Consider the following 19,036-nt stretch of genomic DNA (forward strand, 5'->3'; position numbering starts at 1 on the left):
ATTAATATCCTCCGCAGACCTGTGCGAGCTCTGCCCATGAACAAGATCGACAAACCCGATGCCTTCGATCTCGACGCCATGCGCCGAGGTGTTGCTGATCGCGCCAGCGCGGCTTCGCCCCCCGAAGGCAAAGCCGAAATCAGCGATCTGGCGCGACAGATTGCCAGCCAATATGCGGTGGCGAATTACTCGCCTTCGATCGTCATTGGACAGCTTCGCTTTCTCGAATTCTTCGCACTCTTCGCCATAGCGCTGGGCGCCAACTACTTCGTTGCCGAAGATCCCGGCGGCCATTTCCTCGCCGGCCTTGCCACGGGTTCCGGCGGCGCGCTTCTGGCGCTTGTGCTGATGCAATTGTCGGACTGCTATCACGTCTCGATCCTGCGAGGTCCGATGCGCTCCATGGGGCGCGTTCTGGGCAGCTGGACCGTCGCCGTCGCCGTGCTTGCCCTTGCCAATCTGTTCTTTGCCCAGAACGATTCCGCGTTTCCAAGCGTCCTCTCCGCCTGGTATTTTATCGGTGCCGGCTACTTGATCATTGAGCGCAATCTCATCGGGCTTGCGATCCGCCGCTGGGGTCGCAATGGCGTGATGGAACGGCGTGCGGTCATCGTCGGTGGGGGCAAACCGGCGAAAGATCTGATCCGGGCGCTCGAGCAGCAGCCGGAAAACGACATCCGCATTTGCGGCATCTTCGACGATCGCAATTCGGAGCGTTCACCCGACGTCGTGGCCGGATATCCGAAACTCGGAACTGTGGCCGAGCTCGTCGAATTCGCCCGCCTTGCCCATATCGATATGCTGGTGATCTCGCTGCCGCTGAGTGCCGAGGCGCGGATCATGCATCTCCTCAAAATGCTGTGGGTGCTTCCTGTCGATATCCGGCTTGCCGCGCATTCCAACAATCTGCGTTTCCGGCCGCGTGCCTATTCGCATGTCGGGGCCGTTCCCCTGCTCGACATTCTCGACAAGCCGATCCGGGACTGGGATTCGGTTGCCAAGCGCGCGTTCGACATCTTCTTCAGCGTCCTGGCACTGATCCTGCTCTGGCCGGTGTTCATCGCCACCGCAATCGCGGTCAAGACGACGTCCAAGGGGCCGGTCCTGTTCGTGCAGAAGCGCCATGGCTTCAACAACGAGGTGATCAACGTCCTCAAGTTCCGTTCGATGTATACGGAGATGAGCGATCCTTCGGCAAAGCTTGCGGTGACCAAGAACGATCCGCGCGTGACCCCTGTCGGCCGCTTCATCCGCAAGACATCGATCGACGAGTTGCCGCAGATCTTCAATGTGCTGCGGGGGGATCTCTCGCTCGTCGGGCCACGTCCGCACGCTGTCGCCGGGCAGACCCGCGACAAGACATTCGCCGAGATCGTCGAAGGCTATTTTGCCCGCCACCGCGTCAAACCCGGCGTGACCGGCTGGGCGCAGATCAATGGCTGGCGTGGTGAAATCGACACCGATGACAAGATCAAGTTCCGCACGGCCTACGACCTCTATTACATCGAAAACTGGTCGCTGCTGTTCGATCTGAAAATCCTGTTCCTGACGCCGATCCGGCTTCTCAATACGGACAATGCCTATTGAACTCGATCAGCGCCCCGTTTGGCGAGGCCCAGCCAGGTGCACGCCTCGTCAATCCGCAACTGGCCGCGATCCAGCTCGCCGGCTCGTGGCTGATGGCGCTGGGTGTCTTCCTTTCGGGCTTTGTCATATCCGAGCCCGCCCCTTATGAACTTCTGATGGCCTGCCAGGTGGCGCTGTGGTTCCTCTTTGGTCTGAAGATCTCACGCGCCGTTGCCCCGCTCTTGGCCCTGCTGATGCTCTTCAATATTGGCGGCCTTCTGGCACTCACCATGCTTCGCGACATCCTGACCGAGCAGGTTCTCTATGTCGCCGTATCCATCTTCCTCGCGCTGACCGCCGTTTTCTATGCCGCCGCCATTGAAGACCGCCACCAGCGGCTGGCACTTATCTTCCGCGCCTGGGTCGCGGCTGGGATCATCACCGGCCTCCTCGGCATCCTCGGTTACTTCCACGCCTTCCCCGGCGCCGACGTCTTCACCCGCTACGACCGTGCCATGGGCGCCTTCCAGGATCCGAACGTCTTCGGGCCCTTCCTCGTCGTGCCGACGCTCTACCTCATGTATGGGCTACTGAAGGGCGGACTTGCCGGGGCCCTGCCCCGCGTCATCGGGCTGCTGGTGCTGACCCTGGCTGTCTTCCTCTCCTTTTCGCGCGCCGCCTGGGGCCTCTTCCTCTTCTGCGCCATCGCGCTTGTCTTCGTGATGCTGCTCAAGGAGCGGACCAATGCATTCCGGCTGAAGATCCTCCTTCTGTCCCTCACCGCTGTCGGCGCCATGGTGGTGGCCCTGGTGATCGCGCTTCAATCCGACAAGGTGCGTGACCTGTTCGAAACGCGCGCGCAATTGGTGCAGGACTATGACGGTGGTCATCTCGGCCGATTCGAGCGCCATCGGGTTGGATTCGTGCTTGCGATGGAGCGGCCGCTTGGGATTGGTCCGATGATGTTTGGTCGGATATTCCCGGAGGACGAACACAATATCTGGCTGAAATCCTTGATGACCTACGGCTGGGTCGGCTTCGTCTCCTATATCTCGCTGGTGGTGTGGACCGTGGTCATGGGGTTCAGGCTCCTGCTCCACGATCGACCCTGGCAGCCCTATCTGATGATCGGCTGGATCGCGCTCCTCGGTCACATGCTGATCGGCACCGTGATCGATACGGATCATTGGCGGCACTTTTACCTGCTCCTGGGCATCGTCTGGGGTTGCGGCGCGCTTGAATGGCGGCATCGACGTCAACGTCAGGTCCGCGTCTGAACCCACACCGCCGGAGCATTTTTGGACGACGTGATTGATTTCGCGTCGGACGACCTCATATTAGTAAAATGGTAACACCCGCTCAGATACGCGCCGCCCGCGCCATGCTCGATATCACGATCGAGCGCCTCTCCTCCGAGAGCGGCATGGCGCCGCTTGTCATTCTGCAAATCGAATCGGGGGAAGGTGCAAGCACCATCGGGGGCGATCTGGAGACATTGCAAAAGGCTCTGGAACGCATGGGTGTGACCTTCCTTCGCTCCGGCGAGGCTGGCAGTGGTGGAGACGGTATTCGGCTGGCGTCCGTGCATGTCGAAGAAGGCATGCGGCCCGATGAGTTGACCGCCGCGAACGACGACTGAGACCCGGCGATTGGCATTCCGCCATATGGCAATGGAACAATATGTGCCCGGCAGCATTCACCGCCTGACAACGCAATCAGGAGATTTGGGAATGCAGCGCAATAACGGGCTCTATCTGATCATCGGCGCACTCGTCGTCGCCGTCATTGGCCTCGGCATCTATGTCTATCAGGAGGAGTCTAAGCCCGATGGCGTCGAGCTGCGTATTGGCGAAGGCGGCGTTTCGATTGAAGAGAACTAAGCCCTTTGCGGCGTGACCTTTCAGGTCGGTTTTATAAAAACATCGTAGAATGACCTGGGGGCGCTAACGGCGCCCTCAAGCATATAGGCCTGCCTCTTGGCCTTTCCGGCCGAGGCCTTGATTGGCAACCCGTGATCCAATCCATCAACCTCATGATAGTCGAGGACGACCCGGCCTGACGCATCCTTCCAGCTCATGACTTTCCCGTGGACAAGCGGACGGGTGGTCGCCCCCTCTTCCGAAAGACCAATGACATCGAGCCACTGCACAAGACTTGCGCGCCCGTTGGCGGGTGCAACGACCTTGTCACTATTGCCATGCCAGATGGACATCGCCGGATGCCTGTAATTCGATTCGCTGCGTGCAGCCCGCACCAGATCACCCCATTCGCTGGGTGTCCGCTCCACGCCTGAGCGCATGACCCTCAGCGCCGTCATGGCATCACGCGCTGCGCCATATGGAAGGCCAGCCACCAGTTGGCCCGCTCGGAAAAGTTCGGGATAAGCGACCAGCAAAGCCGCCGCCATGGCGGCCCCCGCCGACAGGCCGTGAATGAATATCCGATTTGGCGGAATACGATGTTTCGTGACGCAGTGTTGGATCATCTGTCGGATTGACCCGACCTCGCCGCGATCCCTGGCGACAGCACTCGGCCGGAACCAGTTGAAACAAAGGTTGGAATTGTTCTGACTGCGCTGCTCTGGATAAAGCAGCATCAAGTGCTTGTCGCGTGCCAGACGTGCCCAGCCACTGCCCCTGTGATAATCGCTGGCAGTCTGCAGGCAGCCATGCAACACAACCACAAGCGCCTTCGGTGGCTGGGCTGTCGAGGGCACGAACTGCAGCATGCGCAAACGTCCCGGATTGCTGCCGAAGGCTGAAACTTCCACCAGTTCCTGAATTTTGGGGCGAACACTTGCTCGGGCTCGTTTGCGCGGCGGTGTAATGGCAAACGGAAACGCGCCCTTCATGGTTTTGCGCAGGCGCCGCTGGCCCTTCAAGAACAGCGAAAGCGGTGTCGACATCTTGAAGCGCATGAAAACCCCACTGGTTCCTGTCGAAAGACAAGATAGTGCTGCAATGCAGCATTCCTAGGACGGGATTGCTCAGTCATCCATTATTCGTCACATCAAGGCAAGAAACCCTAGGACGAAAAAGGCCGCTCGACATATGTCGAGCGGCCTTTTGAACCTAAGGAAGCGACCTCTACGACCGCCTCAAAGTCCAAATATCTCGGAATGGCGGGATTCGAACCCACGACCCCTTGACCCCCAGTCAAGTGCGCTACCGGGCTGCGCTACATTCCGTCATCTTGCAGTGGGAGCACGCTCCCAACCGGCCCGAAGGCAAGTTTCCTTTAGACAGTCAGTCATTCGCGCGCAAGGGGAAACTCCGAGCTCGCAGAATTTTCCGCAGCCGACATCAACGTGGGCGCTTGATCAGGGTTTGCATCTCGACGAAACGGCGTCGGTCTTCGAGGTCTTCACTGTCGGATGCGTAGCACGTGCTGTCAGCGCAGAAGCGCAGGATTTCCAGCTTCCCGGCATTCTCGGTGAACTGGCATTCGATCTCGTCCGTGATGTCGCCCGGCTCGGCATCCATCCGGGTCGAGTATGTCATGCGGGCGCCCGGCGGATCGAGGTCGGGGAATGCCTGGACGATTCCGACTTTGATTGTATCGACCATCAACAGGCTCTTGGCGATAAAGGTGCAAGCCTCTTCAACCTTGGCTGCCGCATCACCCTGAGATGCGGCCCCTGCTGCGGGCTGGGCCTTGGTCTGCGCGAAGGCCGGGCCAGCTGCAATGGGACTGGCAAGAACGAGTGCGAGGGCAAGAATATGTTTCATGGGAACCTTCCACGTCGGTGTGACTGCCACCGAACCACGTCGGTGTGACTGCCACCGAACGCGGATCGAGCCATCACGGTTCCCCGATAAATCTCCTCACGGCGCTTTCCCCGAATCTACCGGACCTGATCCAGCAGTCGCTTGCATTCGAGCAGATCAAACAGTGCCTCCTGAAGAAGGGCGCGGTCTTCCTTGCCGACACTGCCCTTGCCCACACTGATCTCTGGCGCATCGTCCCCGCCGCCGCCAAAGTTGAAGAAGCGGCCGCTTGCCTTGACCTTCGGTCGTCCGAGGACCTGATCGTCATCCAGGCCAACCTTCGGTTCCTCGACCTTGGCCGCACTGGCGGCCACCAAGGCCTCCATGGTGGCCACATCGCCAGTAGCAACCGCCATGACGAACTTGTTGCCATTGGTCTTGAGGAGCTTCTGGACGCCCTTGATCGTATAGCCCTGATCATAGAGCAGATGTCGGATACCCTTCAGCAACTCGATGTCGTCGGGACGGTAGTAGCGCCGTCCACCGCCGCGCTTGAGGGGCTTCACCTGAGGAAAACGGGTCTCCCAAAAACGCAGGACATGCTGGGGCAGATCGAGATCGTCCGCGACCTCGCTGATCGTGCGGAAAGCATCGGGGCTTTTGTCCAGTTGCATCGAAGCACTCCTCGCTCATCGCACCCAAGACGCGATTCGCCCATATTTCAACGGTTTGCGAGGTCTTATTCAACTGGGCGGGCGAAGGAAATGCGCCCGTTCCACCGCTTTTGCGTCTTCAAGCGGCCGGATTGACCGGCTTCTGCTTCGACTTGCGGGAGATATGCGCCCGCAAGATGCGCTGCTTCAGGACATTGGACGCCTTGAAAGTCATGACCCGACGAGGCGAGATCGGCACTTCCTCACCGGTCTTCGGATTACGGCCAACGCGCTCGTTCTTGCTGCGAACCTGGAAGGTCGCGAAAGACGAAAGCTTCACCGATTCCCCTCTGACGATCGCATTGCAGATCTCATCGATAACGGTTTCGACCAATTCGGCCGATTCGGTCCGCGAGAGACCAACCTTGCGAAAAACCGATTCCGCCAAGTCTGCACGCGTCACTGTCTTCCCGGCCATGATCGTCGCCCGCCTAAACCAATGAACTTGTTGAATACGCAGAGACTATTGCCCTTGTGGGCGGCGGTCAAGCTCTTGTTGAGACGCAATTCGGTGGCAATTCCTTACCAGCGCACCAGGACGGCACCCCAGGTGAAGCCGCCGCCCATGGCTTCGAGCATGACGAGGTCGCCCTTCTTGATCCGTCCGTCGCCGGCAGCAACCGCGAGCGCGAGCGGAATCGAAGCGGCCGACGTGTTCCCGTGCTTGTCGACCGTGATCACGACCTTCTCGTCGGGTATGCCAAGTTTCTTCGCCGAACCGTCGATGATGCGCTTGTTGGCCTGGTGTGGCACGAGCCAGTCGATATCGTCGGCCGTCGTTCCCGTCGCAGCAAAAGCCGCCTCAATGACGTCGGTGATCATGCCGACCGCATGTTTGAAGACCTCGCGGCCCTCCATGCGCAGATGGCCGACCGTGCCAGTGGTCGACGGACCGCCATCGACATAGAGCTTCTCGCGATGCACGCCGTCGGAGCGCAGGTTCGACGTCAGAACGCCGCGATCGGCAACCGTCCCCTCGCCTGCCTGGGCCTCCAGGATGAGAGCTCCCGCGCCGTCACCGAAGAGGACACAGGTCGTGCGGTCGGTCCAGTCGAGAATACGCGAAAAGGTCTCGGCGCCGATGACGAGCACGCGCTTGGCCATGCCGCCTCTGATGTAGAGGTCAGCCGTCGCCATCGCGTAGACGAAGCCGGAGCAGACGGCTTGAACGTCGAAGGCAAAGCCATGATGCATGCCAAGGCGGTTCTGGATGTTGACGGCTGTGGCCGGAAAAGTGTTGTCGGGGGTCGAGGTCGCGCAGATGATGAGATCGATATCACCAGCCGTCAGACCGGCCCGGTCGAGCGCCTGCTGTGCGGCTTCAGCGCCGAGGGATGCCGTGGTCTCTCCCTCGCCTGCGATATGACGCTGGCGGATGCCGGTGCGCTGGACGATCCATTCGTCCGAAGTCTCGACCATGCTTTCAAGGTCTTTGTTGGTCACAACGCGCTTCGGAAGCGCCGCTCCGAAACCACAAACAACAGAACGGATCATTGATTATTCCTAACTGACATCAGGCCGCTTCGGGGCCAGCGGGCGAAGGAAGCCGCGCGTGATATTTCTTCAGGTCGTTTTCGATCTTCTGGGTCAGACCGTTGCGCACCATGTCGTAGCCGACATCAACCGCTGCGGCGAAACCTTCCGCATCGGTGCCGCCGTGGCTCTTGATGACCACGCCGTTCAATCCAAGGAACACGCCGCCATTGACCTTGCGCGGATCCATCTTCTCACGCAGGCGGTCGAAAGCCCCCTTGGCAAGCAGGTAGCCAAGCTTTGCCATCCAGGTGCGCGACATGGCTGCGCGCAAATATTCGGCAATCTGCTTGGCCGTCCCCTCGGCCGTCTTCAGGGCGATATTGCCGGTGAAGCCCTCGGTGACGACGACGTCGACCGTACCCTTGCCGAGATCATCCCCTTCGACAAAGCCGTAGTAATCGATCGTATCGAGGCCCGCTTCCCGGATCAGGCGCCCCGCTTCCTTGACGTCTTCCTGGCCCTTGATCTCTTCCACCCCGACGTTGAGCAAGCCAACCATCGGTTTTTCAATATCGAAGAGAGCCCGGGCCATGGCGCCGCCCATGACGGCGAAGTCGAGCAATTGCTGCGCATCCGCGCCGATGCCGGCACCGACGTCGAGCACGATGCTTTCGCCAGACAGCGTCGGCCAGATGGCAGCAATCGCCGGCCGTTCAATTGTCGCCATGGTGCGCAGGCAGAACTTCGCCATCGCCATCAGCGCGCCGGTATTGCCGGCAGACACCACGACATCTGCCTGGCCGGACTTTACCGCTTCGATCGACCGCCACATGCTCGAGACATAGCGACCACGACGCAGGGCCTGACTCGGCTTCTCGTCCATGCCGACGGACACTTCGCAGTGATGAAAGACGGATTTTTCTTTGAGCTTCGGGAACTGAGCCAGGATCGGCTCGCAGCGCTCCTGCTGCCCGAAGATGAGGAAGGTCGTATCCGGATGACGCTCCAGCGCCTTTGCGGCTCCAGGGATAACCACTTCAGGACCGAAGTCGCCGCCCATCGCGTCGATAGCAATTCTGATCACTTAAACCTGACCCTTCCTGATCGCTGGTCAGCGAAATTTCGGTCAAAATACCGCTTTTCATTCCGCGCACAACCCACCCAGAGGCGCAGATGGGGGATGATCAATCCTTTTTCCAGTCCTTCAAAGCGGCAAAGGACGAGGGTTTGCCGTCATCTTCCGGCTTGCTCTCGATGTGACTGGTAAAGGTCGCGCCTTCCTTCTTCGGGTAAGGGTCGATGTCAAGCGCTGCAAATTCAGCAATCAAAGCGCCCGCATCGATCGTGTCGCCAACAAAAGACTCCGGCAGATCCGGCCCATCCGGATCGAGCACCATTTCACCAGCGCCGTCTAGCACGATCCGCGCCAGCTTCGAGCCTTCCGGCACGAAAATCTGGTCTATTTCCTGTTCGATCGTCGAGGTGATCGGCTCGAGCGTCACAACGCAAGCCTGAACGATCTCGCCGGAGACATGCCCCTTGATGCGAATACCGTCCTTCTTCCATCGCGCAATCTGGAGATCGGCAGAGAGGCTGTTGACGGCTTCCACTTTCCAGACCTCGGCCAGGCTTGCGCATTCGCGCGTGTCTGCCTCGACATGAACCTGGATGGGATTGGCCGAGACGTGGCCGACCTTGACCAGGTAGCTGAACTCGGGCTTCTCGATCGCGTTTTTCGTCATCTCGTTCATCCTTTCCTGCCAGGAGGCGCACGACCAAGGTTAGGCGGCGGCTTCTCTCGGCGGTCATATTCAGTCCTGCGGAACGGAAATCCGCGCCATGCCGGTTTCGATCGCGTCTTCGTCGATGGCAGCCAGCGCCTCTTCCGCTTCAAGCATCCAGTCCGCCAGCGCCTGCATCGACGGAGCGGCATCGCCGGCCTCGGGATGGAAGTTGCGCTTCAGTGCTGCCGCGAGGACAGCACGATCCTTCGCATCGAGCGCTGCCGCGTAAGACTCAAGCCGGCCGTAATACATGCCGGCGAGCTTCTTCATGCGCTTCGGCACGCCGGGGTCGCCCACACCGAGCTCGCGGATCGAATGATCCACGTCCTCGAAAAAGGCGTCGATGATGTTCTGCGCAATTTCCTGTCCGCTGCGGGCGGATTTGGCCGTGCGCCGAAAATAGAGAATCAACACGATCGACAGCATCTCGAAACGGCCGAGCACCGTATCCGGCACCTGCATGTCGCGGTAGAAAACCGTACTGCGCGCAGCCGTGGTCAGCGCCTGATACTGGCGCTCGACGATGACCTTGTTGTTCCTCTTCTGACGGAAGAACCCGAATACCATAAATTCCACCAAAAAGAGCGGGGTGCGATGCCCGCCGCTGTCCACGTCGTGTTGCATGATTGCGAAAGCTGGTTTACCGAAGCAGACGTGAATTGCAATGCCGATGTCGTCCAGCCCTGCCTCCCAGGGAAGCAGACTGGAACGTATGGAGGCAGGCTGTGGCAAAGACGTGGCCTTCCCCGGAATGGCCACAATGCTGTGCGCATAGCCATCCGGCGCCTCAGGCGCCTTCGGGACCAATGGGAGACGTTTGCGTGCACATTCGGATTATCAGATCGGACAGGAAGTTCTTGAGCACCACCGTGCTTGCACTGGCCGTCGCCCTCGGAGGTCTTTCCGGCTGCCAGACGTCCGAAGTCTTCCACAACGGCTATGTCGTGGACCAGGCTGCCCTTGATCTCGTCCCCGTCGGCTCGAGCCGTGAACAGGTTCTCCTGTCGCTCGGCACGCCATCGACCACCGCCACCTTCGAGGGCGAGGTGTTCTACTACATCTCCCAGAAGCGCACGCGGTCCGTTGCCTTCATGAAGCAGAAGCTGGTCGAACAGCAGATCCTGGCGATCTATTTCGACAAGGATGGCGTCGTATCGCAGCGCGCCAACTACACCATGCAGGACGGCAAGGTGTTCGATACGATTTCCCGCACGACCCCGACCGGCGGTCGCGACCTTACCTTCCTGCAGCAATTGCTGGCCGGCGGTGGCGGTGCAGCCAACAGCGTCAAGAACATCCTGGGCGGCCAGTAAGCCGCCGCGCCGCCCCCGGGCAGAATTTGAATTCAAGACAAGAAGAAACCGCGGAAGTCACCTTCCGCGGTTTTTTTCATTCTGTCGTCTGCAAATCAGCCAGCCAGCACGGCAAGCAGGAGGAGTGCGACGATATTGGTAATCTTGATCGCCGGATTGACGGCGGGGCCTGCCGTATCCTTGTAGGGATCGCCGACGGTATCACCGGTGACGGAGGCCTTGTGTGCATCTGAACCCTTAAGGTGTTTGACGCCATCCTTGTCGATGAACCCGTCCTCGAAGCTTTTCTTCGCATTGTCCCAGGCGCCGCCGCCTGACGTCATCGAGATGGCGACGAAGAGGCCATTGACGATGACGCCGAGCAAGGACGCACCGAGTGCCGCAAAGGCGGAAGCCTTGGAGCCGGAAATCATCAGCACGCCGAAATAAACAACGAGCGGAGCCAGCACCGGCAGCAGCGAGGGGATGATCATCTCGCGGATGGCGGCGCGGGTCAGGATGTCGACCGCCCTGCCATAGTCCGGCTTTTCCGTCCCTTGCATGATGCCGGGCTTCTCGCGGAACTGACGGCGGACTTCCTCGACGATGGATCCCGCAGCACGGCCGACGGCCGTCATGGCGATACCGCCGAAGAGGTATGGAATGAGGCCGCCGAAGATCAGACCCGCGACCACATACGGGTTGGAGAGATCAAACGAGATCGGCCCCATGTCGGCGAAATAGGGATAGGTCGCGCTGTTGGCGGCGAAGTACGCCAGATCGTTTGAATAGGCGGCGAAGAGAACCAGCGCGCCGAGACCGGCTGAGCCGATGGCGTAGCCCTTGGTGACCGCCTTGGTGGTGTTGCCGACCGCATCGAGTGCGTCCGTGGATTTGCGGACTTCAGGCGGCAGATGCGCCATTTCGGCAATGCCACCGGCATTGTCGGTGACCGGGCCAAAGGCATCGAGCGCCACGATCATGCCTGCCAGACCGAGCATGGTCGTGACGGCGATCGCTGTGCCGAAGAGACCAGCGAGCTGGTAGGTTGCGATAATGCCGCCAACGATAACGATAGCCGGCAGTGCCGTCGACTCGAGCGATACAGCAAGGCCCTGGATTACGTTGGTGCCATGTCCGGTGACGGACGCTTGGGCGATCGAATTGACCGGGCGCTTGTTGGTGCCGGTGTAGTATTCGGTGATCACCACGATCAGCGCCGTGACGACGAGACCGAGAATGCCGCACAGGAACAGGTTCGTGCCGGTGATCTCCATGCCGGCAACCGTGCCGATCGATCCCCAGCCAATGGTCAGCGACGTCGCAGCACCCAGGCCGAGAACGGACAAGGCCCCTGTCACGATCAAGCCTTTGTAGAGCGCGCCCATGATCGAGCCGCTGGTTCCCAGCTTGACGAAGAAGGTGCCAATGATCGATGTGACGATGCAGGCGCCGCAAATCGCCAGCGGATAGATCATCGCGATATCGAGCATGGCCGAACCGGCGAAGAAGATCGCGGCAAGAACCATGGTGGCGACCACTGAGACGGCATAGGTTTCGAAGAGGTCGGCGGCCATGCCGGCGCAGTCGCCGACATTGTCGCCGACATTGTCGGCAATCGTGGCCGGGTTGCGCGGATCGTCTTCCGGAATACCCGCTTCCACCTTGCCAACGAGGTCGCCGCCGACATCCGCACCCTTGGTGAAGATACCGCCGCCGAGGCGGGCGAAGATCGAGATCAGCGATGCACCGAAGCCGAGTGCGACCAGCGCATCGATGACTTCGCGCGAGCCGCTTGCATGACCGAGGATGACTGTCAGGATGTAGAAATAGATCGACACACCGAGCAGTGCGAGGCCTGCAACGAGCATGCCGGTGATCGCACCGGACTTGAAGGCGATGTCGAGACCAGCAGCCAGGCTATGCGAGGCGGCTTGGGCGGTGCGCACATTGGCGCGGACCGAGACATGCATGCCGATGAAACCGGCAGCACCCGACAGAACGGCGCCGATCAGGAAGCCGATGGCTGCCGTGGCGGACAGAAGAATCCAGGTGGCGACGAAAACGACGGCGCCGACGATCGCGATGGTCAGGTATTGCCGAGTGAGGTAAGCCTGCGCACCCTCGCGTATATAGCCTGCAATTTCCTGCATTCGGGCATTGCCCTGGTCTGCTGCCAGAACCGAGCGCGTGGCCCAGACTGCATAGACCACGGACAGAAGTCCGCATAAAATTACGCCTAGAAGAACCGTCATTCGCAATACCCTCCCGTATTGCCCGCGCCTCACTCACCGCGGGCGAATTCGCGTGGACTCAAGACCCCCTCCACCGGGACCCCGCCGACGCGAGGCGAGAGTGCGTTGCGCTTTTCACGGCGTCAAGCCCGGATATTTCGCAGTGCGGAGGGAACTCAGGCCGGATTTCGCGATGCGGCACGCAACTGAAGCAGCACGAGGACAAGGCAGAGGATCGTGACAGGCCAGATCAGCAGGTTCATCACCGACCAGCCGAAGGCGGTGAAGACCTTGCCGGAGGAGAAGGAGGAAAGCGCCACCGTCGTAAACAGGATGATGTCGTGGAACCCTTGCACCTTGTCGGCCTCGGCCGGCCGGTAGCTTGAGGCGACGATGGCCGTCGCGCCGATGAAGCCGAAGTTCCAGCCGATGCCGAGGAGAACAAGCGCACCCCAGAAGTTCCAGAGTTCGACGCCCGCATGCGCGACCACCGCGCAGGCCATCAGGATCAGCAGGCCGGCGGCAACGATCTTTTCGGCACCAAACCGGCCGATCAGCATGCCGGTGAAGAAGCTCGGTGCGAACATGGCAATGACATGCCACTGGATGCCCAGCGTGGCGAGTTCGGAGGAAAAGCCGCAGCCGATGACCATGGCAAGCGGCGCTCCGGTCATCATGAAGGTCATCAGCGCATAGGAACCGATGCCGCAGACCATGCCCGTGGCGAAACGCTGGGTCATGACGATCTCGCGCAGGGGCCGGGTCGGCTCGTCGCCTGCGGCTTTTACATTCTGCGCCGGCAGCTTGAGGAAATAGAGCGCAACGATAGCGCAGAGCAGCAACGGCACCATGCCGAGGAAGGCTCCGGCAAAGGTGACGGGAGCCAGCGCATCCTTCAGCCAGATCGCCACCTGGGGGCCCAGGATGGCCGAGACGATGCCGGCGGCCAGAATCCAGGAAATCGCCTTGCCCTTGTAGAAACTCGGCGAAGCGTCGGCTGCCGCAAAGCGGATCTTCTGGGTAAACCCGCCACAAAGCCCCATCAGCATCAGAGCAAAAGCGAAGAGCCAGAAATCGGATTTGATCAGGGCAAAGGCGGCGAGTGCAGCCCCGAGAGCACCGGTCAGCGCGCCGATCATGAAACTTTCGCGCCGGCCGAGAAAACGAGATGCGAGCGCCACGACCACGGCACCGACGGCCACGCCGACGTTGAAACCGGTGAGCGGCGCGGTCGCCAGCGACTTGTCGGCACCGAGCATCTGGAAACCGGCAAGGCCACCGACCGCGAATGCCAGTGGCGGTGCGGAGCCCAGGATTGCCTGGGCCACCGCGAGCAGACCGACATTGCGCTTGGCGGACGACAGTTGTTTTTCCAGCCCGCCCTGCGTCGTCGCGTCCATGTCGATCTTTCCTATTTTTGCGTCGAAACGCGAACCTGCTTGGCAATGCGGTCGAGAACGGCGTTGACCAGCTTCGGCTCGTCATCCGGGAAGAAGGCCTGCGCGATCTCGACATATTCCGTTACGATGACGGCGATCGGCACATCCTTGCGCTCGATCAATTCGAAAGCCCCTGCACGCAGAATTGCGCGCACCGTGCTGTCCATGCGCGACAGGGACCAATCGTCCTGCAGCGCCTGACGGATCAGCGGGTCGATCTTGGTCTGGTCGCGGACCACGCCGGCGACGATGGAGCGGAACCAGGAGGCGTCGGCCTTCAGATAGGTGTCGCCGTCGACTTCCTGGCCGAGGCGGTGGGCTTCGTATTCGGCCACCACTTCCAACACGCCGGAACCGGCGATATCCATCTGATAGAGAGCCTGCACGGCGGCGAGGCGCGCAGCACCCCGCTGGTTCGCCGTCTTTACCGGCTGCTTGCCTTCACCCGTCGTCATCGTTCAACCACCCAGTTTCGTCTTCAGGGCGATCATGCTCAATGCCGCCCGTGCGGCAAAGCCGCCCTTGTCTTTTTCACTGCGCTTGACGCGCGCCCAGGCCTGCGCCTCATTCTCAACCGTCATGATGCCGTTGCCGATGGCGAGCGATTCCGAGACCGCAAGATCCATTAATGCGCGCGAGGATTCGTTCGCGACGATGTCGAAGTGATATGTCTCTCCGCGAATAACCATGCCAAGCGCGACAAAGCCGTCATAGACGGTGCCTTCGTCGTCTGCCGCATCAAGCGCCATGGCGATTGCTGGTGGAATTTCGAGAGCGCCAGGCACCGTTACAACGTCATAAGTGGCACCGACCTCGTCCAACGCATGCTTGGCGCCGTCGAGCAGTGCATCCGACATGTCATCGTAGAAGCGTGCCTCGACGATCAGCAAATGCGGCGAAGCCTTGTTCTTTCCCATGGTCCGATCCGATCTGAATGTGATTTGTGGCCGCCTCGGCCCAACAGAAACGCGGTCAAACCACGCCGTATCGTTGATGGCAAGTGTTTTCGCGCGGGAGCTGGAATGCGTTGGCGGATGCGTAGCCATCGCTGCTTCGCACTGCCTCGCAATCCAACGGCCTGCGACACCCAGATCCGGGCGGAATTCAGGCAAGCTGGATGACAAATATTTAATGAAAATCATAGACTTAGAGACTAGAAACGATTGGATGCCGTCCTTAATTTCGAGATGCAAGCGAGCGACGGGATCAACCGCCATCGCAACTTCCTCGAAAGGAACAGGACCATGAACCGCTTCGCAGTCATCCTCAGTGCATCCGCGCTCTCCGCAATCGCGTTCGGCACGGAGAGCAATGCCGCATCCTCCCATCATCCGTCAGGACACGCCGACACCAAGACGCAAGCGGCAGTCGACACGCTCTCGGCAGATCACTTCAAGGTCATCCGGCTCGATAAACTAAAGCACCATGACCCGGCCTGGAAAAGACACTCAGCGACGTCAACCTCGTCCCACGAAGCACGGCGGGTCCAGGCCTCGGTCATCGCCAATAAAACCCTGTCGCGAAAACTTCAGGCCAGCGGCATAGAACTGACCCATATCATCGCAGCCGACCGTAACGCCGATGGTGGCGTCACCTTCTATCTCCGCTAATTCTTCAAGCTGAACGGCATCTGTGCGGGGTGCTCGGATCGCGCCCTCTGGAAGCCGCCCGGTTCTGTCTGGGAACAAACTTGCCTCACGGCCCGTTCTATAATCGAAGGCGACGGACGATCCGTCTCCGGTCCACTGACACGATACAGGAGGCTTTCATGGGTCGCGGTATTCTTCTCTGGCTGATCGGCGTTCCGATCCCGCTCATCATTCTGATCATGCTGTTCTGGCGCTAAATCCAGGCAGACGCGGGCAACCGCTCAAAGATCTGCCGACGGTCCCGGCCGAAGTTTTGCTCATCAATCAGGGCAAATCCGGCCGGCACCCGACCGGGCAGCAGAGGTGACGGAATGCCCCCGGCGCCAACCGTTCCCTCGCCGCTGAAAAGATGGATCCCGTCGACATGCCCACGGGCAAGCAGATCGGCCGCGACGCGCGCGCCACCTTCGACCATCAGCGAAGATATCCCGCGCTGCGCCAGTGCTGCCAGCAAATCCTCGATGCCATCGATCTCCATGACTTCCACGCCCATCGCGGCCAAGGCAGCACGGTTACCAACCGCTCCTCTCGACACCGCAAGAATGACAGGCACCTCGTTGGCAGACAGCGCAAGCTTGGAACCTGGCGACAGTTCCGCGCGGCGATCAAGCACAATCCGAAGCGGTGATGCATGTTCGAGACCGGGCAGGCGAACGGTCAGTTCTGGATCATCCGCCATCGCCGTGCCGATCCCAACCAGGATGGCATCGCTTGAGGCGCGCAAACGATGCACCTCGTCCCGCGCTTCCTGACCCGTAATCCGGATCTGGCCCGCCCCTGTCGCACCCAACATGCCATCGCGCGAAACGGCAAGTTTTAGAGTTACTTGCGGCCGCCCCCTCGTCTGACGCATGAGGTATCCGGCCAGAGCCTGTCGCGCTTCCTTCTGCAATATCCCGATCGTTACCTCGATGTCGGCATCGGCAAGGATCTTCAATCCCTGGCCCGAGACACGCGGGTCGGGATCTGCCACCGCAACCACGACGCGGGCGATCCCCGCCCTTATCAGGGCATGGGCGCAGGGCGGTGTCTTGCCATGATGCGAGCAGGGTTCGAGCGTGACATAGGCGGTCGCTCCCCTCGCCTTTTCGCCGGCCTCGGCGATGGCCTGAGGCTCGGCATGTGGACGTCCACCGCGTGCGGTCACGCCACGTCCGACAATCTCATCATTGCGGACGATGATGCATCCGACCGATGGATTCGGCCCGGTTTGCCCCAGATGCGTGAGCGACAACGCGATCGCCTCGCGCATGTACGTTTCGTCTCGTGCCGTGATCGACACTTGCCTCAATCCGCAGTGCTGTCGCGCGAGATCTTCGCATTGATCTCGGCGATCACGTTTTCGAAGTCCTCGGCATGGGAAAAATCGCGGTAGACGGAGGCGTAGCGGACGAAGGCAACATCATCGAGGGTCTTCAGCGCTTCCAGAACCTGGAGGCCGATTTCCTCGGACGAAATCTCGGTTTCGCCGGAACTTTCCAGTCGACGAACGATGCCAGAGACGGCGCGCTCAATACGCTCGCCATCCACCGGCCGTTTGCGCAGTGCGATCTGGAAAGACCGCACCAGCTTGTCGCGTGCAAAAGGCGCCTTGCGACCGGTCTTTTTGAGGACCATCAGTTCGCGCAGCTGCACCCGTTCGAAGGTGGTGAAGCGACCGCCGCAATCCGGACAGATACGCCGCCGACGGATGGACGTATTGTCCTCCGCCGGTCGCGAATCCTTGACCTGGGTTTCATCAGATCCACAGAAGGGGCAGCGCATCAGCGTCCAGCCTTACATGTAGGGGTACATCGGGAAGCGATCGGTCAGGTCGACAACCTTCTCGCGAACGGCCGCCTCAACGGCTGCATTGCCCTCATCCGAGTTGGCGACCTTCAGTCCGTCGAGAACTTCGACGATCAGATTGCCGATCTCGGTGAATTCGGCTTCCTTGAAACCGCGCGTCGTGCCGGCCGGGGTTCCGAGACGGATACCGGAAGTGACGAAGGGCTTTTCCGGGTCGAAGGGGATGCCGTTCTTATTGCAGGTGATGTAGGCGCGGCCGAGGCCGGCTTCTGCCCGCTTGCCGGTGGCGTTCTTCTTGCGAAGGTCTACGAGCATCAGGTGGTTGTCGGTGCCGCCCGAGACGATATCAAGATTGTGGCTGATCAGCGTCTCGGCCAGAACCTTGGCGTTCTTGACGACCTGAGCCGCATAATCCTTGAACTCTGGCTTCAGCGCTTCACCGAAGGCAACGGCCTTTGCGGCGATGACATGCATCAGCGGACCGCCCTGGAGACCTGGGAAGACGGCCGAGTTGAACTTCTTCGCCAGATCCTCGTCATTGGTGAGGATCATGCCGCCGCGCGGACCACGCAGCGACTTGTGGGTCGTGGAGGTCGCAACGTGGCAATGCGGGAACGGCGACGGATGCTGACCACCGGCGACCAGACCGGCGATGTGCGCCATGTCGACCATCAGGTAGGCGCCAACCGAGTCGGCGATCTCGCGGAAACGCTTCCAGTCCCAGGTGCGGGAATAGGCGGTGCCGCCGGCGATGATCAGCTTCGGCTTGAACTGTTCGGCCTTCTTGGCGACGTCTTCCATGTCGAGCTGGTGGTCGTCTTCACGCACGCCGTAGGAAACGACGTTGAACCACTTGCCGGACATATTGACCGGCGAACCATGGGTCAGGTGACCACCAGAGTTCAGGTCGAGGCCCATGAAGGTGTCGCCCGGCTGCAGCAACGCCAGGAAGACGGCCTGGTTCATTTGGCTACCGGAGTTCGGCTGAACGTTGGCGAAATTGACGCCGAAGAGCTTCTTGGCGCGTTCGATCGCGAGTTCTTCGGCGATATCGACGAACTGGCAGCCGCCGTAGTAGCGCTTGCCCGGATATCCCTCAGCATACTTGTTGGTCATGATCGAGCCCTGAGCTTCGAGCACGGCGCGGGACACGATGTTTTCCGAGGCGATCAGTTCGATCTCGTGCCGTTGGCGACCAAGTTCCTTCTCGATCGCGCCAAAAATGTCCGGATCGGATTCAGCAAGGGGGCGAGAGAAGAAGGCATCGTTGTTCGACATGATCGCAGGCTCCTCAAAGAGTTTGATGCTGTCGGGTATTAACGTTCCGCAGTGATGAGAGCAATACGGAGAACGACATTTGCGGATCAATTGACGCGGGCATGGTGTCG

At 60.3% G+C, this 19,036-nt stretch carries 21 protein-coding genes and 1 tRNA gene; 6 read left to right on the forward strand and 16 right to left on the reverse strand.

Features of this window, described 5'->3' with window-relative positions; translation table 11 throughout:
* The first annotated feature begins 36 nt into the window (after positions 1 to 36).
* The 4 genes from IP76_RS15245 to IP76_RS23310 all read left to right on the forward strand — a co-directional run bounded on the left by IP76_RS15245 (position 37) and on the right by IP76_RS23310 (position 3,446).
* Positions 37 to 1,587, forward strand: coding sequence for an undecaprenyl-phosphate glucose phosphotransferase (locus IP76_RS15245; RefSeq protein ID WP_054159076.1), 1,551 nt, complete (start codon positions 37 to 39; stop codon positions 1,585 to 1,587).
* A gap of 5 nt (positions 1,588 to 1,592) precedes the next feature.
* Positions 1,593 to 2,843 (forward strand): O-antigen ligase, encoded by a 1,251-nt coding sequence (locus IP76_RS15250; protein ID WP_054159118.1) that lies wholly within the window; start codon positions 1,593 to 1,595, stop codon positions 2,841 to 2,843.
* 68 nt (positions 2,844 to 2,911) lie between these two features.
* Complete coding sequence (locus IP76_RS15255) at positions 2,912 to 3,205, forward strand: helix-turn-helix transcriptional regulator (RefSeq protein WP_054159077.1); 294 nt, start codon at positions 2,912 to 2,914, stop codon at positions 3,203 to 3,205.
* Positions 3,206 to 3,296: 91 nt separating this feature from the next.
* Positions 3,297 to 3,446, forward strand: a complete 150-nt coding sequence (locus IP76_RS23310) for a hypothetical protein (protein ID WP_197278355.1) — start codon at positions 3,297 to 3,299, stop codon at positions 3,444 to 3,446.
* 20 nt (positions 3,447 to 3,466) lie between these two features.
* On the opposite strand, the gene IP76_RS15260 is transcribed toward IP76_RS23310, so the two are convergent.
* The 9 genes from IP76_RS15260 to IP76_RS15300 form a co-directional block, all read right to left on the reverse strand.
* Positions 3,467 to 4,483, reverse strand: a complete 1,017-nt coding sequence (locus IP76_RS15260; RefSeq protein WP_054159078.1) for a PHB depolymerase family esterase — start codon at positions 4,481 to 4,483, stop codon at positions 3,467 to 3,469.
* A 196-nt stretch (positions 4,484 to 4,679) separates the two neighbouring features.
* Positions 4,680 to 4,753: transfer RNA gene (locus tag IP76_RS15265), tRNA-Pro, on the reverse strand.
* A 115-nt stretch (positions 4,754 to 4,868) separates the two neighbouring features.
* Positions 4,869 to 5,294 (reverse strand): hypothetical protein, encoded by a 426-nt coding sequence (locus tag IP76_RS15270; RefSeq protein ID WP_054159079.1) that lies wholly within the window; start codon positions 5,292 to 5,294, stop codon positions 4,869 to 4,871.
* Between the two features lie 116 nt (positions 5,295 to 5,410).
* On the reverse strand, positions 5,411 to 5,941 hold the full coding sequence (locus IP76_RS15275) for a MerR family transcriptional regulator (protein WP_054159119.1): 531 nt from the start codon (positions 5,939 to 5,941) through the stop codon (positions 5,411 to 5,413).
* A gap of 124 nt (positions 5,942 to 6,065) precedes the next feature.
* Complete coding sequence (locus IP76_RS15280) at positions 6,066 to 6,404, reverse strand: integration host factor subunit alpha (RefSeq protein WP_054159080.1); 339 nt, start codon at positions 6,402 to 6,404, stop codon at positions 6,066 to 6,068.
* Positions 6,405 to 6,508: 104 nt separating this feature from the next.
* Complete coding sequence (locus tag IP76_RS15285; protein ID WP_054159081.1) at positions 6,509 to 7,480, reverse strand: beta-ketoacyl-ACP synthase III; 972 nt, start codon at positions 7,478 to 7,480, stop codon at positions 6,509 to 6,511.
* Positions 7,481 to 7,499: 19 nt separating this feature from the next.
* Positions 7,500 to 8,546: a phosphate acyltransferase PlsX gene (plsX, locus tag IP76_RS15290; RefSeq protein WP_054159082.1), complete on the reverse strand. Its 1,047-nt coding sequence runs from the start codon at positions 8,544 to 8,546 to the stop codon at positions 7,500 to 7,502.
* A 100-nt stretch (positions 8,547 to 8,646) separates the two neighbouring features.
* Positions 8,647 to 9,204: a DUF177 domain-containing protein gene (locus tag IP76_RS15295; RefSeq protein WP_054159120.1), complete on the reverse strand. Its 558-nt coding sequence runs from the start codon at positions 9,202 to 9,204 to the stop codon at positions 8,647 to 8,649.
* Positions 9,205 to 9,273: 69 nt separating this feature from the next.
* Positions 9,274 to 9,813 (reverse strand): ubiquinol-cytochrome C chaperone family protein, encoded by a 540-nt coding sequence (locus IP76_RS15300; RefSeq protein ID WP_054159121.1) that lies wholly within the window; start codon positions 9,811 to 9,813, stop codon positions 9,274 to 9,276.
* 239 nt (positions 9,814 to 10,052) lie between these two features.
* On the opposite strand from IP76_RS15300, the gene IP76_RS15305 reads away from it, so the two are divergent.
* Positions 10,053 to 10,559, forward strand: a complete 507-nt coding sequence (locus tag IP76_RS15305; RefSeq protein WP_054159083.1) for an outer membrane protein assembly factor BamE — start codon at positions 10,053 to 10,055, stop codon at positions 10,557 to 10,559.
* Between the two features lie 95 nt (positions 10,560 to 10,654).
* On the opposite strand, the gene IP76_RS15310 is transcribed toward IP76_RS15305, so the two are convergent.
* The 4 genes from IP76_RS15310 to ribH form a co-directional block, all read right to left on the reverse strand.
* Positions 10,655 to 12,793 carry a sodium-translocating pyrophosphatase gene (locus IP76_RS15310; protein ID WP_054159084.1) on the reverse strand — a complete coding sequence of 713 codons (2,139 nt, stop codon included), beginning with the start codon at positions 12,791 to 12,793 and terminating at the stop codon, positions 10,655 to 10,657.
* Positions 12,794 to 12,948: 155 nt separating this feature from the next.
* The gene (locus IP76_RS15315; protein ID WP_054159085.1) at positions 12,949 to 14,172 is read right to left on the reverse strand and encodes an MFS transporter; all 1,224 of its coding nucleotides are present in this window, start codon (positions 14,170 to 14,172) and stop codon (positions 12,949 to 12,951) included.
* Positions 14,173 to 14,183: 11 nt separating this feature from the next.
* Positions 14,184 to 14,666: a transcription antitermination factor NusB gene (gene nusB / locus IP76_RS15320; RefSeq protein WP_054159086.1), complete on the reverse strand. Its 483-nt coding sequence runs from the start codon at positions 14,664 to 14,666 to the stop codon at positions 14,184 to 14,186.
* Between the two features lie 3 nt (positions 14,667 to 14,669).
* On the reverse strand, positions 14,670 to 15,128 hold the full coding sequence (ribH, locus tag IP76_RS15325; RefSeq protein WP_054159087.1) for a 6,7-dimethyl-8-ribityllumazine synthase: 459 nt from the start codon (positions 15,126 to 15,128) through the stop codon (positions 14,670 to 14,672).
* Between the two features lie 327 nt (positions 15,129 to 15,455).
* Here ribH and IP76_RS15330 point away from each other — a divergent pair, with 327 nt between their 5' ends.
* On the forward strand, positions 15,456 to 15,821 hold the full coding sequence (locus IP76_RS15330) for a hypothetical protein (protein WP_054159122.1): 366 nt from the start codon (positions 15,456 to 15,458) through the stop codon (positions 15,819 to 15,821).
* Between the two features lie 232 nt (positions 15,822 to 16,053).
* Here IP76_RS15330 and ribD read toward each other — a convergent pair whose 3' ends face one another.
* The 3 genes from ribD to glyA are packed head-to-tail and all read right to left on the reverse strand — an operon-like array spanning position 16,054 to position 18,926.
* Entirely contained in the window at positions 16,054 to 17,142 is a 1,089-nt protein-coding gene (gene ribD / locus IP76_RS15335) for a bifunctional diaminohydroxyphosphoribosylaminopyrimidine deaminase/5-amino-6-(5-phosphoribosylamino)uracil reductase RibD (RefSeq protein ID WP_082352557.1), read from the reverse strand.
* Between the two features lie 5 nt (positions 17,143 to 17,147).
* The gene (gene nrdR, locus IP76_RS15340; protein ID WP_054159089.1) at positions 17,148 to 17,624 is read right to left on the reverse strand and encodes a transcriptional regulator NrdR; all 477 of its coding nucleotides are present in this window, start codon (positions 17,622 to 17,624) and stop codon (positions 17,148 to 17,150) included.
* Between the two features lie 12 nt (positions 17,625 to 17,636).
* Entirely contained in the window at positions 17,637 to 18,926 is a 1,290-nt protein-coding gene (gene glyA / locus IP76_RS15345; protein WP_054159090.1) for a serine hydroxymethyltransferase, read from the reverse strand.
* Positions 18,927 to 19,036 lie beyond the last annotated feature (110 nt).

It is taken from the genome of Rhizobium sp. AAP43, from assembly GCF_001296045.1.
GTDB lineage: Bacteria > Pseudomonadota > Alphaproteobacteria > Rhizobiales > Rhizobiaceae > Allorhizobium.

Bases quoted from the DNA above. Each gene is read 5' to 3' on its own strand.
- IP76_RS15245 (WP_054159076.1), top strand. From the start codon at position 37: ATGAACAAGATCGACAAACCCGATGCCTTCGATCTCGACGCCATGCGC.
- IP76_RS15255 (WP_054159077.1), top strand. From the start codon at position 2,912: ATGGTAACACCCGCTCAGATACGCGCCGCCCGCGCCATGCTCGATATC.
- IP76_RS23310 (WP_197278355.1), top strand. From the start codon at position 3,297: ATGCAGCGCAATAACGGGCTCTATCTGATCATCGGCGCACTCGTCGTC.
- IP76_RS15260 (WP_054159078.1), bottom strand. From the start codon at position 4,483: ATGCGCTTCAAGATGTCGACACCGCTTTCGCTGTTCTTGAAGGGCCAG.
- IP76_RS15270 (WP_054159079.1), bottom strand. From the start codon at position 5,294: ATGAAACATATTCTTGCCCTCGCACTCGTTCTTGCCAGTCCCATTGCA.
- IP76_RS15280 (WP_054159080.1), bottom strand. From the start codon at position 6,404: ATGGCCGGGAAGACAGTGACGCGTGCAGACTTGGCGGAATCGGTTTTT.
- IP76_RS15285 (WP_054159081.1), bottom strand. From the start codon at position 7,480: ATGATCCGTTCTGTTGTTTGTGGTTTCGGAGCGGCGCTTCCGAAGCGC.
- IP76_RS15295 (WP_054159120.1), bottom strand. From the start codon at position 9,204: ATGACGAAAAACGCGATCGAGAAGCCCGAGTTCAGCTACCTGGTCAAG.
- IP76_RS15300 (WP_054159121.1), bottom strand. From the start codon at position 9,813: ATGGTATTCGGGTTCTTCCGTCAGAAGAGGAACAACAAGGTCATCGTC.
- IP76_RS15305 (WP_054159083.1), top strand. From the start codon at position 10,053: ATGGGAGACGTTTGCGTGCACATTCGGATTATCAGATCGGACAGGAAG.
- IP76_RS15310 (WP_054159084.1), bottom strand. From the start codon at position 12,793: ATGACGGTTCTTCTAGGCGTAATTTTATGCGGACTTCTGTCCGTGGTC.
- IP76_RS15315 (WP_054159085.1), bottom strand. From the start codon at position 14,172: ATGGACGCGACGACGCAGGGCGGGCTGGAAAAACAACTGTCGTCCGCC.
- nusB (WP_054159086.1), bottom strand. From the start codon at position 14,666: ATGACGACGGGTGAAGGCAAGCAGCCGGTAAAGACGGCGAACCAGCGG.
- ribH (WP_054159087.1), bottom strand. From the start codon at position 15,128: ATGGGAAAGAACAAGGCTTCGCCGCATTTGCTGATCGTCGAGGCACGC.
- IP76_RS15330 (WP_054159122.1), top strand. From the start codon at position 15,456: ATGAACCGCTTCGCAGTCATCCTCAGTGCATCCGCGCTCTCCGCAATC.
- nrdR (WP_054159089.1), bottom strand. From the start codon at position 17,624: ATGCGCTGCCCCTTCTGTGGATCTGATGAAACCCAGGTCAAGGATTCG.
- glyA (WP_054159090.1), bottom strand. From the start codon at position 18,926: ATGTCGAACAACGATGCCTTCTTCTCTCGCCCCCTTGCTGAATCCGAT.